Raw genomic sequence first — 18,115 nt, forward strand, 5'->3', positions numbered from 1 at the left:
TTAAGTGCAATAGCTGTTCATCTTGTAGTAAAATTGTAACTAATAGAATAGTGGTATCACTGCTAACTTCAGGGAATTGTATTGTGTTTTTAAAATTTTTAGTTAATTTGCCCCGCCCCAAAAAAAGAATTGTATCACTTGTTATTGATAGCATTTTTATAGTAGTTGCTTTTTGGCTCGCTTTTTTACTAAGGCTAGACAGCACCGCCGTTTTAAAGAATACACATACTTGGATTTTACTTGCCGCCTTGCTACCGGTTAGCCTATTAAGTTTTGTTAAACTTGGGCTGTATAGGGCTGTGTTACGCTATATGAACACACAAGCCATGTGGGCAATAATTGCTGGGGTTATACTCTCAACCGTCTTTTTGACAGTATTGTCCTTTTTTCTTAGTGCCCCCGTACCACGCACCGTTCCTTTTATTTACGCTAGCTTTTGTATTTTATTTGTTGGCGGTGCGAGGCTCACAGTACGTGCCGTCGTTGGGCAAATTACCATGCGTCGCAAAGAGGGAGTAATTATATATGGTGCCGGTTCTGCTGGCCGCCAATTAGCAACTGCCTTAGCAAATGGCCCTGAATACTCACCAGTTGCATTTATTGATGACGACCCTAAAAAGCATTTATCGCTAATTCAAGGGGTTTGTGTTTATGCTCCGTCACAAATTGCTGAGGTTGCAAAGCAAAAGTGTGCGAGTAAAATTTTACTTGCTCTTCCTAGCGCATCAAGAAGTCGTCGAAAAGAAGTCCTTAACGCAATAGAAAAATTTAAATTACAAGTTATGACAATACCAGGCATGGCAGATATTGTTTCGGGAACAACTAATCTTGATGAAGTGAAAGATGTTGAAATTGATGACTTGCTAGGTCGTGATTCAGTTCAACCACGACAAGATCTTATGTCTGCAAATATAACTAATAAAGCAGTTATGGTAACGGGGGCCGGTGGTTCAATTGGTTCAGAATTGTGTAGGCAAATAGTAAAAAACAATCCAATCAAACTAGTTTTGTTTGAGCTGTCTGAATTTGCGTTATATGCAATTGAAAAAGAGCTGTCAGAGTATAACGCTACAAACAATCTAAATATCGAAATACTACCAATTTTGGGGTCCGTTCAAAATAAAAAGCTCGTTGAATCAACATTCTCAACGTTTAATGTTCAAACTGTATACCATGCAGCGGCTTATAAACATGTACCACTAGTAGAGCATAATGTTGTAGAAGGAGTGCGCAATAATATTTATGGCACTTATAACTTAGCGACCGCTGCAATTAATACAAATGTAGAAACATTTGTATTAATTTCTACAGATAAAGCTGTTCGCCCAACTAATATAATGGGTACTACTAAGCGCATGGCAGAACTCGTTCTGCAAGGACTGTCTGAAATTCAAACGACAACACGCTTTACAATGGTAAGGTTTGGAAATGTGCTTGGGTCATCTGGTTCAGTGGTTCCCTTGTTTAGAAAGCAAATTAAAGCGGGTGGTCCAATAACACTAACCCACCAAGACATAACTCGTTACTTTATGACAATTCCAGAAGCAGCTCAGCTAGTTATTCAAGCAGGTGCAATGGGGGTAGGGAGTGATGTGTTTGTCCTTGATATGGGTGAGCCTGTAAAAATAAAAGATTTAGCCACTAAAATGGTGCATTTGTCAGGGCTTGAAGTTAAACATAATAAGCGACCGGATGGTGATATAGAAATTAGGTGTACAGGGTTACGCCCTGGAGAGAAGCTTTTTGAGGAGCTTTTAATCGGTGACAATGTAATTGGCACAGACCATCCAAGAATATTGAGTGCTCAAGAAGTAAAAATGCCTTGGGCAGAGTTAGAGCCATTTTTAGTTAAACTTAAATCAGCTTGCGATAAGTCTGATCATCTTGAAATTCGCAAGCTGTTGCTACAAGCTCCAACTGCCTTTTCTCCTACAGATGGAATATGCGATCTGAATTGGAAGGAAAAAAATATGGACAATTCAATAATCTCTTTGTTACCCAAAACAAAGAGTTTGTAATTATTAACAAGTTTCTTACCCAATATGAAGCGTATTAAGCAGTCTGGATTAGCTAGCACTGACTGCTAGGCAAAATAAATGAAAGAAAGTAAAGTTTTATACAAAGCGATTAGTAAAAGTGTAATAGGTAGATATTCAGTCTATGCTGTTAATCTTTTATCAATGATGCTTTTAGCTCGCGTTTTTACACCTGAGATATTTGGTATAGTCGCCGCGATCATGGTGTTTTACTTGTTTTTCCAGTTAATGGCAGAAGCCGGCTTAGGGCCTGCAATTATTAATTTATCGGCATTGTCCGATAATGATAAAAATGGAATATTTTCGTTAACACTATTAGTAGGGCTTATATTAGCTGTTGGCTTTAGTGCCCTGAGTGTGTTTTTGGTCTCATTTTATGAAATACAGGATGTTGATAAGGTAGTCCCTTTTGTATCCATATCATTAGTTTTTTTTGCTTTAACTATAGTACCCAATGCATTTTTACTTCGAGAACAAGCATTTTATAAAATTGCAGTAGTTGGTACGTGTTCAGAAGTTATCTCTACTTCTATTGCGTATGGTTTAACTTTTGTTGTTGAACCAATTTATGCTTTATCGGCTAAATACTTAGCTAGTGCGGGAATATCGTTTTTAGTTCAGTATTATTACTCAAATCAAACCGAATTTGGTAGGCCTAAACTAGGAAGTAAACTTTCTGCAATAAAGCCTTTATTGTCATTCTCCTTGTATCAATTTGGCTTTAATTTTATAAACTTCTTTTCTAGGAACCTCGATAATATTCTTATTGGTAAATTTATTGGTGCTTCGTCTTTGGGGATATATGATAAATCATATCAACTAATGAAGTACCCACTAATGGTTTTAACTTTCGCTATGACACCAGCAATTCAACCTGTGATTCGTAAAAATAAAGGAGATAAAATAAAGGTAGAAAAAATACATTCAGCATTCACCTTTAAACTATCGATAATTGCTATTTTTGCTGGCATTGGAATGTTTTTTTTATCTGACTGGATAGTAATTATTATGTTAGGAGAGCAGTGGATTGCTGTTATTCCTATTATTCAAATTTTAGCTATTTCGATACCTGTACAAGTGGTTGCGTCTACTAGCGGAAGCTTTTTTCAAGCAATGGATAAGACAGGTGTACTTTTTTTAAGTGGTTGTTTGTCAGCAGTAGTAATGATTTTAGCTATAATTATGGGAGTAGTAAAAAAAGATATGTTACTAATTTCATGGTATTTAGTTATAGCAATGCATATTAACTTCATCCAAACTTATTTATTATTGTATATAAAGGTTTTCAATAAATCTCCCATTGCCTTTTTAATGAAAATGTTGCCTGTTTTTGCAACAAGTATAGCAATGTCAATATTTACACTTAAAGCATAGGTATAAAAATGCAAAGTAAACTTGCAATCGTTGTACTTCTTTTTAAAAAAGAAATTTCGGATTCTAAAACACTATCAACATTACTCGAGTCCAATTTGAATTTTCAAAATTGTAAATTAACAGTCTGGAATAACGGGCCAGACGAACTCATTAATAAAAACTTAGAACCTTTTATGCTTAAAGGGTTTGAAGTGGAAGTTATCGAAACTGTTGAGAATGAGTCTCTTGCTAAAATTTATAATCGCTTTATAAACAAAAATATAGCTCAAAAATATATTATTTTAGATGATGACACCCAATTAAATGACCTTTATTTAGAAAATGCATTTTCTTTAGATAAAAGCCAGGTCGGTTTTCCACTCATATTATTCAATGGTAAAGTAGAAGGCCCTAAAATCAATTATAAAGTGGTTAGGTCTATTAATGATAAATGTAAGCATAATGATGATATTTTAGCCATAGGGAGTGGTTTAGTTATTGGGTGTGAGGTCACGGAAAAACTAAAGTCGGTTTATAATGATGTTTTCGATAGTAAATTTTATCTATATGGCGTTGATACTACTTTTTGCTATAGATTAAACGCACTTGAACAAAATAATAACTTAAAACTAATGAGCGGCCTCAGTCACTCGTTGTCGCGCTTAGAAAATGAGCCTGAAAAAATTACAGCTTTTAGGGCTAAAGAAAGGGGCTACGATGTAGGTTTACAGTGGCGTTATTATTCCCCTTTCTATAAATCTATGTATAGACTGTTGCGTCTTGCTCTTGTTAACTTACAAAGACTTGCAGGGCTAAAAAAAGGGCCGTTAGACATTCATTTTGTACTAAAAGCATATTGTTTAGGCCGTCATTATCGAATCACTAAATAATATTAGGTGATATAACCGTATGGGCAGTAATAATGGATATTCCTCTGGATTTTAAAGTAGTAATTCCGGCAAGGTACGGATCAACAAGGCTACCAGCTAAGCCACTATTAGAAATAAATAAAAAACCTATATTCTGGCACGTTACTCAGCGTATTTTAGAAGCAGGCATTAGTATCAAGGACATAGTTATAGCTACAGATGATAGCCGTATCGAGACCAAAGCAAATCAACTACAATTGCCAGTGGTAATGACCAAAAGTACACATGCAAGTGGTACCGATAGAGTAAGCGAAGTTGCTACAAAATTAGGTTGGAGCGAAAATACTTTAGTCGTTAATGTGCAGGGTGATGAGCCATTAATCCCATCAGCTTTAATAAAAAAGCTTATAAGTTTCAGTAAAATGAACCCCCTGTTTGACTTATGTACAGCATCAGTTGCGATAAATGATTATGAAGACTTCACTAATCCAAATGTAGTTAAAGCAATTGTTACAGAAAATAATCAAGCTTTATATTTTACCCGTAGCCCTGCACCAGTAGACCGAGATGCCCCTGAAAGCTTATCCCATGCAAATCGTCATATAGGTATTTATTTGTATAATGTTAAAGTACTGCAAAAGCTATGTGGTTTGCCTGAATCTGCGCTAGAAAAAAGTGAAAAACTAGAGCAGTTACGCGCACTAAGTAACGGGTTAACAATCGGTGTAATGAAATACTTAGGTGATATCCCTCATGGTATTGATACCGAAAGTGATTACTTGAATGTAAAAGCTATAATGGAGCATATATGAGTAGTTATGAAGTAGCTCAGCGCGTAATAAAGATAGAAATAGAAGCGTTAAAGGCAGTTGAACAACAGCTTGATGATGAATTTAATTATGCCGTGCAATTAATTTTAAATACAACTGGACGAACCATTATTTGTGGTATGGGTAAGTCAGGAATCATAGGGAAAAAAATAGCTGCTTCTTTTGCGAGTACAGGAACACCTAGTTTTTTTATGCATCCTGGTGAGGCTTTTCATGGTGATCTAGGGATGGTTACTCCTGAAGATGTTTTTATTGCAATATCTAACTCTGGTGAAACACTCGAAGTTTTAAAGTTATTACCATTTTTAAAGGATAATAATAATAAAATTATTGCAATAACGGGCAACCCAGATTCAACCCTAGCAAATCATGCACACTACCATTTAAATATATCTGTGCCTGAGGAAGCGTGCCCATTACAGTTAGCGCCAACATCTTCTACAACTGCAACGTTAGTAATGGGGGACGCATTGACTGTGGCACTCATGGAATCACGCTCCTTTCAGCCTGAAAATTTCGCTCGCTTCCATCCTGGGGGGAGTTTGGGGCGTAAGTTGCTCAGTAAAGTTAGTGATGAAATGGTTTCTAAAAACTTACCCTTAGTTAATGAAGATACACCACTAACAGAAGTTATAAACATTATGTCTCAAGGGGCATTAGGGCTCACTTTGGTAATGTGTGACGATGAAGCTAAATCCTTGATAACTGATGGCGACTTACGTCGAGCAATTGAAAAGTATGGTAAAGATTTATTTGACTTAAAGGCTAAGCATATTGCTAATAGTAGCCCAGTTTCAATAGCACCGAATGTTTCAATAGCAATGGCGTATGAAGCAATGCAACATAATAAAATAAATAGTTTAATAGTTTGTGATAATAAAAAGGTAATCGGTATTTTAAAAAAATAAAAACCACTGTATTTACTATTATACTTACTTACTATTAGAGCGAGAGACAGCAATTTTCTACTGCCTCTCGTTAAATAACCTCTAAATATTCAGGCTTTGTTTTGTCGCCTTTAAGTAATAGCTCTATCTGGCCATTCCTTTTGGGAGGAAAATCAGTACTACAAAGTACATTTTTTAAATGTTAACGGTAATGACTTTATTTTTTACCAATGCTCATACAAGGCCTTTCAATCAATAAAAAAGTAGCTGCTGATATTAAAACTACGGCTACTGAAGTCAAAGGCATGAGTAGTAAAAAGTCACTTAACAGGCTACTTGAAGCTTCAAGAGGAAATGCTACCGTGAATAAGAGATATAAAATAACTCCATGGAGTAAGTAAATACTATAGCTAATTTCACCTAAGATAATAGAAGAACGCAATGTAAATATTCCAAAAAGATCGTTGCCTAATAGCGTTAGTAAAAAAACAATAGCTATAGTAAAAACGTGAAAAATATCTAATGTATTTGGGTAAAGCATTGCAATAATAATAAACAGAAGATTAATGGTTGAAGCTATTTTACCTGTTATCTTAAAATTGGGTTTGTAGTTTTTTATTAAGTAGGAAGCAAGGCCACCAATACTAAAGAAAATTAAATAGCTTGTTTTAAATGAAAAAATATATAACGGCTGAAAAAATAATATTAGGGTAGTTGCAATTAATAAAAATATACCGACTTTTTTTAGTTTGTTTATGCATAATGATATTAGTGGTAAACAGAGATAAAAAAACCACTCATATTTAAGGGTCCAATCTACACCGGCAATAATTTTTCGAGTATCTGTAAAACCATTTATACTACCTCCGTGAAATAGTCCCCATTTAATATAGTCTTTAATAAGCATCGGGATTGACACCTGCAAATTAAATTTAGAGCTGGTAAATACAACTAATGAAATAACTACCAAAGTAAACACATACAAAGGAACGATTCTAAAAAACCTGGATTTATAAAGGGATACCCAGTTAGTTGTGCTTTTTTTAGTTATTTTAGATATGAATAGGAAGCCAGTTATAATAAAAAAAATAGCGACACCAACACTGCCGAAGTTATCAAACATATTTTCGGGAGGCGATGCCCAAATATCAGTTTTTTTCCAATAATACGTGATTACAAAATGATGAAAAAAAACTGATAAAGCTAAAAACCCCCTTATACCATCAAGGCTCTTAAAGCGGTTTTTTCTTGCATTGAGAAAATTAAATGCAGGTGTTTTACCTAAAATGTAAGCAGTTAAAATGCATATTAAAAATGATAATATTGGCATTGTTACGTTTAATGCAGTTTGCAAAGCTTGCTTCCTAGTTTATATATTGGACTTAAAGTCCAGTATTGTACAACATCGCTAGGGGTATGGAGTGTAATTTTATTATGTTATTACTCCAGATATTAAATAATATACTTTTTGGAGAGGAGGTTATCGCTAAAAATTATTTGGCTTTTTTAATAATGGGTACAGAGTGCTAAGTTGTTGTACTTGAGGTTACTTACCAATCTCCACTGCTACACTCCCCCCCAAAGCTTCTCTATACTTATCCGCTAAGGCGTTTTTTGCATCATCATCGCCATGCACAATTTTTATATGGCTTGGCTTTTTATGCATACCCGTTACAAACTTAATTAATCCTTTTTGATCGGCGTGGGCGCTGTAGCCACTAATTGTATGAACTTTGGCGTTTATAGTAATGCGAGCATCGTTTATAAAAACATACCCATTACGTGGGCCATATTTTTGAATTTCGCGACCTAACGTTTTGTTTCCTTGGTAACCTACAAATAATACATCGGTGGTTTTGTCATTTAAAAATCGCTCAAGATAATTAACTATTCGGCCCCCTGTGCACATACCGCTTGCCGCTAATATTATGGCTGGTGTTTGCCGCGTACTTAAATAGTTGATAACAGCCATGTGCTCTTTGTGTGAATCAACCGTAGTTAGGTTTTTAAAATCGAGCGGATGCCTACCTTTTGCAACTTTGCGTTTAGCTTCGCTATCCCACAAGTGTTTAAAGTTTTTGTATTGCTCAGTAAAATTGGCTGCCATGGGGGAATCGAGTATTACGTGAATGTCTCGCCACTTAGATTTTTTAGATGAGCCATGTATGAGTTGCTCAAGCTCATATAGCAGCTCTTGTGTGCGGCCAATACTAAAAGCCGGTACTAAAATAACGCCGTTGTCGGCTACTGCGCGTTCAATAATGTTTTTTAGCGTTTTTGTACGCTCTTTACGGCCTTGATGATTTTTATCACCGTAGGTTGATTCAATAACTAGGGTGTCGGCTTTATAAGGCGCTTTAGGCGAAGGGAGTAGCGGGGTATACGGTGCGCCCAAATCTCCTGAAAATACAACGCGATGTTTGTTGTTATCATTATTTGTAATATCAATTTCAACGTAGGCAGAACCTAATATATGCCCCGCACGCTGAAATCTCGCCTTAGCTTTATCGGGCGCTTTGGAAGGCAGTTCAAACCACGTTTTATAATCAACAGCAACTATGCGTTTATTTAATAAGCTTAAACAGGCAGCTATAATTTTGGGGTCGCGGGTTACACCTACTTTTAAAGCATCTTCTATTACTAAAGGTAATAAACTGGCCGATGCAATACTTGTAAAAATAGGGCCTTTAAAACCGGCTGCTAACAAGTAAGGAATTCGACCAACATGGTCAATATGGCAATGGGTAACAATAAGCGCAGTAACATGGGTAATATCAAATTCAATTGAAAGATCTGCTTTAGAATCCTCACCCTGAAATAATCCGCAGTCAACAAGCACACTTGTTTGCTCGTTAATTACCAGTTCGTGGCACGAACCGGTAACTCCATTAACCGCTCCGTGGTGAAGTATTTGCATGATGGCTCACAGTAATTAGTCGTTTTTGTAATGATATTTACAGTAGAAGTTAAATTACAAAGATTCAAGGTAGGCTATAGCCGCAGTGTTTTAATAATAAAGAAAGCATATTTTCTTTATTAAAACTTAATTCCTAAGTTATTTATAATTTAACTGTCGTAGATCAACGTTCAGGCTATATTTAACCATATTTATTTACCATACTGTTGATTGCACGCTATGGTCGGTTATCGAGAGATAGAATTAAAGCTGTAATAGTATTGAAGTACTTTAAACAACTATTTGTGGTATTATTTTTAACATTGGAAAAATAAATCATTACAAAACTAGTGATAAATCATGTGTTTTACGTGCATTGTCTTGATAATATAGTTGTAATTAGCCATGCATAAATGTAAAGGTTTTGTATACTTATGAGAAGTACATATTCGTTGCGCTTTAGCTATACTTTTACACATATGGATACATAATGGATTTTTGGTTCCCTCTCTCAATTACGTTTATTATCTCACTTGTTGCCATAAAAGTGATTAATCCTATTGCTGTAAAAACAGGGTTGGTTGACTTCCCTTGCGATAGAAAAATACATAAAGGAAACATCCCTTTAGTTGGCGGAATTGCAATTTATTTAGCCGTATTAATTACTTCAATGTTATTTATAGAACACAGCCGAAACTTAAATATTTATTTAGTTGCATCAGCGTTGGTACTTTTTTTGGGTACTTTAGATGATCGTTATCAACTCTCGGTAAAAATCCGACTTGTTGCGCAAGTGCTTGTAGCCTCGTTAGTTATATTTGGAACAGAGATCTACTTACACAGCTTAGGATATATTTTAGGTTGGTTTGAACTCAAATTAGCAGGGTTTGGAATTGTATTAACGGTTATTGCCATTATTGCAGGAATCAATGCTATTAACATGATGGATGGCATGGATGGATTAGTCGGTTTACTTAGTGTAGTTGCATTTACTGCTTTGGCGTTTTTACTAAGTCGAGTAACTAATGCATGGTATTTGCTGCCTTTTTTATTTATTGCTGCCTTATTAGGGTATTTAATATTTAATCTTAAACTACACAGTTCAGTCACAAAAATATTTATGGGTGACTCAGGCAATATGCTCATAGGCTTAACTCTAGTTTGGCTTATGGTAATAGGAATAGAGTTAGATGCCCCAGCATTAAGACCTGTAACTGCCTTGTATATAATTGCTGTACCTTTAATGGATATGGCAACAGTAATAATGCGAAGAGTCAAATCAGGTGTATCCCCTTTTCAGGCTGACAGACAGCATTTGCATCATATTTTTGAAGCAGCAGGTTACAGCCATCGATTTTCGCTTATTGTTATTTCGTCTGGTGCAAGTATACTTGCCCTACTAGGTTGTTTGGCTGAAGTTTATGCTGTAGCTGAATGGATAATGCTAGTGTCTTTTTTATTGTTTTTTATGTGTTATTCGGCAATTACTAAACAAGTATGGAAAAAGCTAACGAAAATTTAGCCACATCAAGGATTTTATTTTGTTACTTACCAATAGATTAGAAAATAAATAATGAAAAATAATAAAGTTATAGTATCACTTCTCCCTTTTCTATTTTTAACAGGCTGTGCTATGTCACCCCCTGTTCTTCATGCCACACGTGCTCTAATAGACGAACCAATAAAATCTAACAGTGCTAGCGCATTACCCACGTATTTAAGTGATGTATTAGACTCTAAGCCGCAAGGCTATACAGGGCAATACAATAATATTGAGTTTACATTAGGCCTGCAATATACGTCAGCATTGGGTGAAAACTGTAGAGTGGTTTATTTAAAAAGAGCAGAACAATTAGCCGAACAAGAACGTCGAGCTGTGTGTAAAAATACCAACCAGCAATGGGTAGTAACGCCTCAAGTAATTGAAAACAAAAACAACCAAATTAGCTTTGGAGCTTAAGCCCTTTATGAACATGCTAAGCAAAATATTTCAAACATTTTTAATATTAACCTGCTCTACCTTTAGTCTATTTAGCGCTAATGTTACTGCAGCAGAACAAATGTCTTTAAGCCAGCTTGAAAGCGCAGGTACAACTCAAACGCAACTACCTAATACTGCGTTACAAAATGGAACATATAATAAACAAGGGCGTTCTGGAACATTATTGCCAGGCGAAATGTCAGCGGCTGAATTACTACCTACTCCAGAGCTTGGCTTACCACCTCCATATGGTGCAAACTTATTTGCCGGTGGTTACGAAAGTGAGCGCCAAGATGGTTTAAACGACGATTATACAATAGCACCAGGCGACAAAGTTTCTATTTGGCTGTGGGGTGCAATAAATCAATCAGAAGTTATAACGGTTGATAACCAAGGTAATTTATTTATAACTAATGTAGGTCCTGTATACGTAGCAGACGTAAAAGCAAGCCAGCTAAATAGTTACGTAAGTAATAAAATAAAAGAAGTATATAAAAGTAGCGTACAAATATACGTAAACTTACTTACAGCAACGCCAGTGAGTGTTTACATAAGTGGTAGCATTGTTCGTCCTGGGCAATATGCAGGTATAGCTTCCGACAGTATTTTGTACTACTTAAAGCGAGCCGGTGGAATAGACTCTGAGCGAGGCAGTTACCGCTCTATAAAGGTATTACGAGACGATAAAGTAATTCAAAATATTGACCTATACGACTTTATACTAAGTGGTTACCTCCCTAAGTTTAACTTTAAAGACAACGACGTAATTTTAGTTGAGCGCCAAAAGGCAACAGTTGTTGTATCAGGAAGTGTAAGAGCACCATTTAGGTTTGAGTTTAAAGATAATCAAGCAACGGGAGAGCAACTAGCAAAATTTGCCTTGCCACTTGCTAAAGTAAGCCACGTAGGAATAGTAGGCGATCGTAAAACAGGCCCATTTTCGGTTTACTTACCTTACAACGAGTTTAAAAGCTTTACACTTAAAGATGGCGACCGCCTTATTTTTAACGACGATATACGTGCTCAAGTACTCGACATTCAGGTAGCTGGCAGTTATTTAGGGCCTTCGTACTTTGCAGTAAAAAATAACACACGCTTGCACGACTTACTTGCCAATATACAAATAAATAAAGACCTTGCTGACTACAAGTCAATTTATATACAGCGTAAAAGCGTAGCTAAAAAACAAAAAGAAATGATTGACCAAGCGTTAGACCGATTAGAGCGCAGCATATTTACCGCCCCAGCGTCGTCCGACGGAGAAGCTAAAATAAGAGCCGAAGAAGGTAAAATGATTTTAGAATTTACAGAACGTGCCCGCAAAGCGATTCCGCTTGGCAAGGTTGTAATTTCAGATCAAGGCCAAGTAGCTAATATTCGTTTAGAGCAGGGGGATGTAATACACATACCAGCCAAAACAGACCTAATACACATAGGCGGCGAAGTACTTATGCCACAAGCGCTAGTGTATAACCCAAATGCAACAATTGACGACTACATAGCATGGGCGGGTGGCTACAGCGAACGCGCCAATTACGAGCAAATAATGGTAATACACCCTAACGGCATGATAGACGTAGACGCCTACGGCAACTTAAAACCAGGGGATCAAATATTAGTATTACCAAAAGTCGACACTAAGTTTTTGCAATCGGTTAAAGATATAACGCAAATAATTTATCAAATTGCTATTGCGGCAAATGTGGCCACCTAAATGACCACAGTACTTAAACGTAATAACTGGGCAATATGGCGCGACGTTATATTTGCCCTTTTTGTACGAGAAATCCGCACAGGCTTCAACGATAAATTTGGTTTATCGTGGGCGATATTTCAGCCATTAAGCTTTATATTTTTACTATCGTACTTACGCGGCCTGATCTCAGGTAGTGACTCGCATACAGTGCCCACATTCGAATTTATGATGTACGGCATGCTGTTAATTCAATTGTTTTTAGAAACTTTAAATAACTCAGCAAATTCAATAAAAAAAAATAAAGCCTTATTTGCCTTTAGGCAAGTGCAGCCAATTAGTAGTGTATTAGCCAGTAGTTGTTTTTATTTACTCGTTAAGCTATTTGTATTTTTGCTTATATTATTGCTTATGTTTTTATTTAAAATGGATATTAATATAGACAATCCATTATTTTTAATAACTAACGCTTTTGCAGTATGGATTATAGCGTTGTCACTGGGGTTACTATTTGCTATTGGACAATGTTATGTACCTGAAATTACTAAAGTGCAAAGTATTTTAACTAGGCCTTTGTTTTTTATATCGGGTGTATTTTTTTCGATGGAGGATATACCTAAAGAGTACTGGCCATATTTAGATTGGAACCCAATTTTGCATGCAATAGAGTTAACTCGTCATGCGGCTTATAGCACTTACCCTACAGAGGCAGTAAGTGAGTTTTATTTATTAGCTTGTACGATTGTATTATTGTTTTTTGCTTTAGCTGTTTACCACGTTTCGTGGAAACAGGCGCTAAGCAGGTAACCTTATGCAACAAGGAGTATTAAGTGATTAAGCTGCAAAATGTTACCAAGTACTACCCCTCTACGTTAGGTAACCAATATATTTTTAAAAATATAAGCTTTGAAATACCTAGCGGCCATAACATTGCTATTTTAGGCTCTAATGGCGCAGGTAAATCTACGTTATTTAAAATGCTTGCTGGCAGCGAATACCCTAATAAAGGTGAAATTATTACCGACCTTCACTTATCGTGGCCGGTAGCGCTTGCCACAGGGATTCACCCGCAAATGAGCGGTGCCGAAAATGCCCGCTTTATAGGGATGATTAACGGTGTTGCCGACTTAGACCAATACGTGCGCCGTGTACGCCAATTTGCCGAGCTGGGTCCAAAGTTTGATTTACCAGTAAAAACTTACTCTAGCGGCATGAAACCCCGCCTAGCATTTGCTTGTTCAATAGGTATAGATTTTGACGTATACCTAATAGATGAGGTTACCTCGGTAGGCGATGCAAACTTTAGAAAAAAAACGCGCGAAGCCCTCACACAAAAAAGTAAAAATGCTAATGTGATAATGGTAAGCCACGAAATGGACGAACTACGCCATTTTTGTGATAGCGCCATTGTATTGCACCAAGGTGAACTTACTTTTTACAACGATTTAGAGCAAGGAATTGCTCATTACCAGGCATTATAATTATGAGTCAACAAGCGGTAGAAAAAATAGAACAGCGCTTTACAGAGCTAGGGTTAAAAACCGATAAAGCCATTTGGGATAATGGTGAGGAGTTAATAGGGCTTGCTCAACGGGTTGAACAAAATGATATATACCTAGCAAGGCGTGTTATGCAGCGCGCTCGTAATTTAAAACCTAAAAGCGAGCAAATAAATAAAGAGTTAGCTAGGCTTACTGACAAAATAAATAGCAAAGCAAAGCAAACGCAATCAAGTACCTCTACCGAGCAAAATGCAAAACCAAACGTAAAGCAAGCTGCTATGGCTAGGTTAAATAATAAGCGCGGCCTACACTTATTTACTAAGCCGTGGTTTGTACTATTGGTTGTGCCTTTTATATTATTTGCTTTTTACCAACTCGTTTTAGCAGCCCCACGATATGAGAGCCGTGCACAATTAATAATTCAGCAGCCCGACGGCATGGCAACAATGGACCCGTCAATGGCGCTACTTAGTGGCCTAGGTGTGGGTGGTAACTCAACAGCCGATACCGAAATAGCTAAAGCGTACATACACTCGCAAGACATGCTTAACTACCTGCAACAACACAGTAATTTAAAAGCACATTACCAAGAGCATGGCGATATTTTTACGGGGTTAAGTAGCAACGCTAGCAGTGAAGACCTACTAAGTTATTACATTGACCACACCACTATTGAAATAGACGAAGACTCAGGCGTACTAAAAATATTAGCCCAGGGCTTTACGCCTGAATTTGCAAACACTCTAACGCAAACAATAGTTAACCGCGCAGAGTGGTATATAAATTCAATAGGCCACCAACTAGCTGATGCGCAATTAAAGTTTATACGATTAGAGCATGCAAAAGTTGAGCAACGCTTACGCGACGCACAAAAAAACACTCTTGCGTTTCAGCAAAAAAATAACTTACTCGACCCAGAAGCCGAAGGCATGGCGCTGCAGCAAATAACCTATGGGCTTGAGGGGCAAATAGCCACTAAAAGTGCAGAGCTAAAAGGGCTACGCTCAACCATGACCGAAAAAGCCCCGCAAGTAGTTATGTTAGCGTCGGAGCTTAGCGCTCTTAAAACCCAGTTAGAGCTAGAGCGAGATAGGCTTTCTACTCAGCAAGGCACCAATAGTAATATTAAAAATAATGGAACCTCTGTAAGTGAAGTGCTTGCGCAATTTTCTGACTTAAAAATTGAGTTAGAGCTAGCGCTTAAAGGTTATACCTCTTCTGAGGTATCGCTTGATAAAGCCAGAATAGAGGCTTATAGGCAGCTTAAATATTTAGTAGTGGTTGAGTCAGCCACGCTACCACAAAACAATAAATACCCAGCTACCTTATACAATATTTTACTCTTTGCTGTATTACAGTTAATGCTGTTTGGTATTGGTAAAATAGTTTTAGCCACAGTAAAAGAGCTAAGGTAAACTTCAAGTTATAAAGTTTAATTAAAATTAATAGATAGGATTCTATATGCACTCTTTAAAAGCACCTGCCACAAAGTCGGCACGCAAAGGCATAATATTAGCGGGCGGCTCGGGTACTCGCTTATATCCGCTTACAAAAGTAGTAAGTAAACAACTAATGCCAGTTTACGATAAACCGATGATTTTTTACCCGGTATCTACTTTAATGATGGCAGGTATTACCGAAATTTTAATTATTTCGACCCCCGCTGAATTACCTCGCTTTAAAGAGCTACTAGGCGATGGTAGTGCATGGGGTATAACATTTGAATACAAAGAGCAACCAAGTCCAGATGGCCTAGCGCAAGCATTTTTATTAGCTGAAGACTTTTTACAAGGCCAATGCGCGGCACTTGTGCTTGGCGATAACCTGTTTTACGGTCACGATTTATCATTATCACTGCAAAATGCAACTGAGTGCGAGCAAGGTGCTACAGTGTTTGGTTACCATGTTTCAAACCCTAAATCGTATGGTGTGGTTGAATTTGACCAAAATGGCAAAGCCATTTCAATAGAAGAAAAGCCAGATAAACCTAAATCTAACTACGCTGTACCAGGGTTATACTTTTTTGATAGTCGCGTAGTGGAGTTTGCTAAAAACGTAAAACCATCTGAGCGAGGCGAGCTTGAAATTACCGACGTAATAGACCAATACCTCGCTAATAAAGAGCTAAACGTAGAAATAATGGGCCGTGGCACAGCTTGGTTAGATACAGGTACACTTGATGATTTGCTTGATGCTGCTAACTTTATTCGCGCAATAGAAAAACGCCAAGGCTTAAAAATTAACTGCCCAGAAGAAATAGCCTACCGCATGGGTTACATAAATGCAGAACAGCTTAAAAAGCTAGCAAAGCCGCTTAAAAAATCAGGCTATGGCAAGTACTTATTATCGCTTTTAGATCAAACTGTATTTTAATAGGCATTAAAATGAAATTTATTGAAACTAGCATCCCTGATGTAAAAATTATTGAGCCACAAGTATTTGGTGACGAGCGCGGTTTTTTTATGGAAACTTTTCGCACAGAGCTATTTAACCAACACTGTGGCGAGCGCACTTTTGTGCAAGAAAACCACAGTAAATCGGCGCACGGTATACTGCGCGGCTTACACTACCAAACACAAAATACCCAAGGTAAATTGGTACGTGTAACGCAAGGTGAAGTATACGACGTAGCAGTAGATATGCGCCAAAGTTCGCCAACTTTTGGGCAGTGGGTTGGGGTATTACTGTCGGCTGAAAATAAACGGCAGCTTTGGGTACCAGAAGGATTTGCACATGGTTTTTATGTAACTACCGAAACCGCCGAATTTGTATATAAATGTACTGACGTTTATAACCCAAATGTTGAAGTATCAATGAAATGGGACGACCCAACTCTAAATATTGATTGGCCATTAGTTGAAGGTAAGTTACCGCAGTTATCAGCTAAAGACGAAGCCGGCCTTAGCTTTAAAAACGCCCCGAAATTTTAATAGCCAAAAATTAAGTATTCATTATGAAAATATTAGTAACAGGTAAAAATGGCCAGCTAGGCTCAGAGTTACAAAAAACCTGCCCAAGCAATGTAGAGCTAATATGCTTTGGCTCAAAAGAGCTTGATATTAGTAATGCCGAACAGGTAAACGAGTTACTAATAACACACTCGCCAGATATAGTTATTAATGCAGCAGCTTATACAGCGGTTGATAAAGCCGAAACCGATACCGATACAGCCTATGCTGTAAATGAGCAAGGTGCAGCTAATTTAGCAAATGCATGTAAAAATATTGACGCAAAGCTTATACATATATCTACCGACTTTGTGTTTGATGGCACAAGCACTATGCCTTATACCGCAAGCGATGCAACAAATCCCTTGGGCGTTTATGGCGCGTCTAAACTAGCTGGTGAGCAGGCTATTAATGAAATTTTAGGCTCGCAAGCAACTATAGTGCGTACCGCGTGGGTTTACTCTGTTTTTGGTAATAACTTTGTAAAAACAATGTTACGATTAATGGCAGAAAAAGAACAGTTAGGTATAGTAGGCGACCAAGTTGGTACGCCAACGTGGGCGGCAGGTTTGGCTAATATGCTATGGGCTTTAGTAGCTAAAGCAAGCAGTGAGCAAGTTTTAAATACTGAAAATACAGCAACTATTTTAAATTGGACCGATGCGGGTGTTGCTTCGTGGTACGATTTTGCAGTAGCAATACAAGAGCTTGCAATTGAGCAAGGGCTATTAACTAAATCAATACCTATTAGTGCAATACCAGCAGCAAGCTACCCAACACCAGCTAAACGCCCAGCATTTAGCGTGTTAAATAAAGCTCAGACTGAAGAAATAAGTGGCGTAAAAACAGTTCACTGGCGCACACAGTTAAAAGAAATGCTAACAGAGCTAAAACTTAACCAATAGGTTAATTTTGTAGGTGAGGCTTCTACCTCCTAATAAAGTGATTAAGAGATTATTATCACCACCGAGAACACAGAGAAGTGAAGGAGAAGAACTAATAACTTCTCAGTGTAGCGCGCAGCGCCTCGGTGCTCTCGGTGGTAAAAATGTTTTGTAGTTGAGGTTTTATACCTCGCTTATAGAGTAAGTAATTAAGACATTATTATCACCACAGAGAG

Annotated in this window: 16 protein-coding genes; 14 read left to right on the forward strand and 2 right to left on the reverse strand. The window is 37.3% G+C overall.

Translation table 11 applies throughout. From position 1 onward, the window contains the following. Window positions 1-83 precede the first annotated feature (83 nt). The 5 genes from GQR47_RS14935 (at window position 84) to GQR47_RS14955 (ending at window position 5,996) form a co-directional block, all read left to right on the forward strand. A complete protein-coding gene (locus GQR47_RS14935) occupies window positions 84-2,018 on the forward strand; it encodes a nucleoside-diphosphate sugar epimerase/dehydratase (protein WP_165723970.1) in 1,935 nt (644 codons plus the stop codon). Window positions 2,019-2,096: 78 nt separating this feature from the next. Then, window positions 2,097-3,410: a lipopolysaccharide biosynthesis protein gene (locus tag GQR47_RS14940; protein WP_165723971.1), complete on the forward strand. Its 1,314-nt coding sequence runs from the start codon at window positions 2,097-2,099 to the stop codon at window positions 3,408-3,410. A gap of 8 nt (window positions 3,411-3,418) precedes the next feature. After that, window positions 3,419-4,279 carry a hypothetical protein gene (locus tag GQR47_RS14945; protein ID WP_165723972.1) on the forward strand — a complete coding sequence of 287 codons (861 nt, stop codon included), beginning with the start codon at window positions 3,419-3,421 and terminating at the stop codon, window positions 4,277-4,279. A gap of 32 nt (window positions 4,280-4,311) precedes the next feature. Beyond that, entirely contained in the window at window positions 4,312-5,070 is a 759-nt protein-coding gene (gene kdsB / locus GQR47_RS14950) for a 3-deoxy-manno-octulosonate cytidylyltransferase (protein ID WP_240915898.1), read from the forward strand. Further along, a complete protein-coding gene (locus GQR47_RS14955) occupies window positions 5,067-5,996 on the forward strand; it encodes a KpsF/GutQ family sugar-phosphate isomerase (RefSeq protein WP_165723973.1) in 930 nt (309 codons plus the stop codon). Before kdsB ends, GQR47_RS14955 begins: the two co-directional genes overlap by 4 nt. Before the next feature lie 196 nt (window positions 5,997-6,192). Here the strand turns inward: GQR47_RS14955 and GQR47_RS14960 are convergent, their stop codons facing one another. Continuing rightward, window positions 6,193-7,329: an acyltransferase gene (locus GQR47_RS14960; protein ID WP_165723974.1), complete on the reverse strand. Its 1,137-nt coding sequence runs from the start codon at window positions 7,327-7,329 to the stop codon at window positions 6,193-6,195. A 192-nt stretch (window positions 7,330-7,521) separates the two neighbouring features. Further along, entirely contained in the window at window positions 7,522-8,892 is a 1,371-nt protein-coding gene (locus GQR47_RS14965) for an MBL fold metallo-hydrolase (protein WP_165723975.1), read from the reverse strand. Window positions 8,893-9,361: 469 nt separating this feature from the next. Here GQR47_RS14965 and wecA point away from each other — a divergent pair, with 469 nt between their 5' ends. From wecA to rfbD, 9 genes are all read left to right on the forward strand, one after another. Next, on the forward strand, window positions 9,362-10,393 hold the full coding sequence (wecA, locus tag GQR47_RS14970; protein ID WP_165723976.1) for a UDP-N-acetylglucosamine--undecaprenyl-phosphate N-acetylglucosaminephosphotransferase: 1,032 nt from the start codon (window positions 9,362-9,364) through the stop codon (window positions 10,391-10,393). Between the two features lie 111 nt (window positions 10,394-10,504). Beyond that, a complete protein-coding gene (locus GQR47_RS14975) occupies window positions 10,505-10,831 on the forward strand; it encodes a DVU3141 family protein (RefSeq protein WP_002958461.1) in 327 nt (108 codons plus the stop codon). 7 nt (window positions 10,832-10,838) lie between these two features. Beyond that, a complete protein-coding gene (locus GQR47_RS14980) occupies window positions 10,839-12,566 on the forward strand; it encodes a polysaccharide biosynthesis/export family protein (protein ID WP_154903955.1) in 1,728 nt (575 codons plus the stop codon). Continuing rightward, on the forward strand, window positions 12,567-13,352 hold the full coding sequence (locus tag GQR47_RS14985; protein ID WP_154903954.1) for an ABC transporter permease: 786 nt from the start codon (window positions 12,567-12,569) through the stop codon (window positions 13,350-13,352). A gap of 23 nt (window positions 13,353-13,375) precedes the next feature. Further along, the gene (locus tag GQR47_RS14990; RefSeq protein ID WP_154903953.1) at window positions 13,376-14,026 is read left to right on the forward strand and encodes an ABC transporter ATP-binding protein; all 651 of its coding nucleotides are present in this window, start codon (window positions 13,376-13,378) and stop codon (window positions 14,024-14,026) included. Between the two features lie 2 nt (window positions 14,027-14,028). Continuing rightward, entirely contained in the window at window positions 14,029-15,462 is a 1,434-nt protein-coding gene (locus GQR47_RS14995; protein ID WP_165723978.1) for a lipopolysaccharide biosynthesis protein, read from the forward strand. Window positions 15,463-15,508: 46 nt separating this feature from the next. Continuing rightward, window positions 15,509-16,420 (forward strand): glucose-1-phosphate thymidylyltransferase RfbA, encoded by a 912-nt coding sequence (gene rfbA / locus GQR47_RS15000; protein ID WP_165723979.1) that lies wholly within the window; start codon window positions 15,509-15,511, stop codon window positions 16,418-16,420. Window positions 16,421-16,431: 11 nt separating this feature from the next. Then, complete coding sequence (gene rfbC, locus GQR47_RS15005; RefSeq protein WP_165723980.1) at window positions 16,432-16,977, forward strand: dTDP-4-dehydrorhamnose 3,5-epimerase; 546 nt, start codon at window positions 16,432-16,434, stop codon at window positions 16,975-16,977. 23 nt (window positions 16,978-17,000) lie between these two features. Next, a complete protein-coding gene (gene rfbD / locus GQR47_RS15010) occupies window positions 17,001-17,900 on the forward strand; it encodes a dTDP-4-dehydrorhamnose reductase (protein ID WP_165723981.1) in 900 nt (299 codons plus the stop codon). Window positions 17,901-18,115 lie beyond the last annotated feature (215 nt).

It is taken from the genome of Pseudoalteromonas sp. Z1A2, from assembly GCF_011378755.1.
Classification (GTDB): domain Bacteria; phylum Pseudomonadota; class Gammaproteobacteria; order Enterobacterales; family Alteromonadaceae; genus Pseudoalteromonas; species Pseudoalteromonas distincta.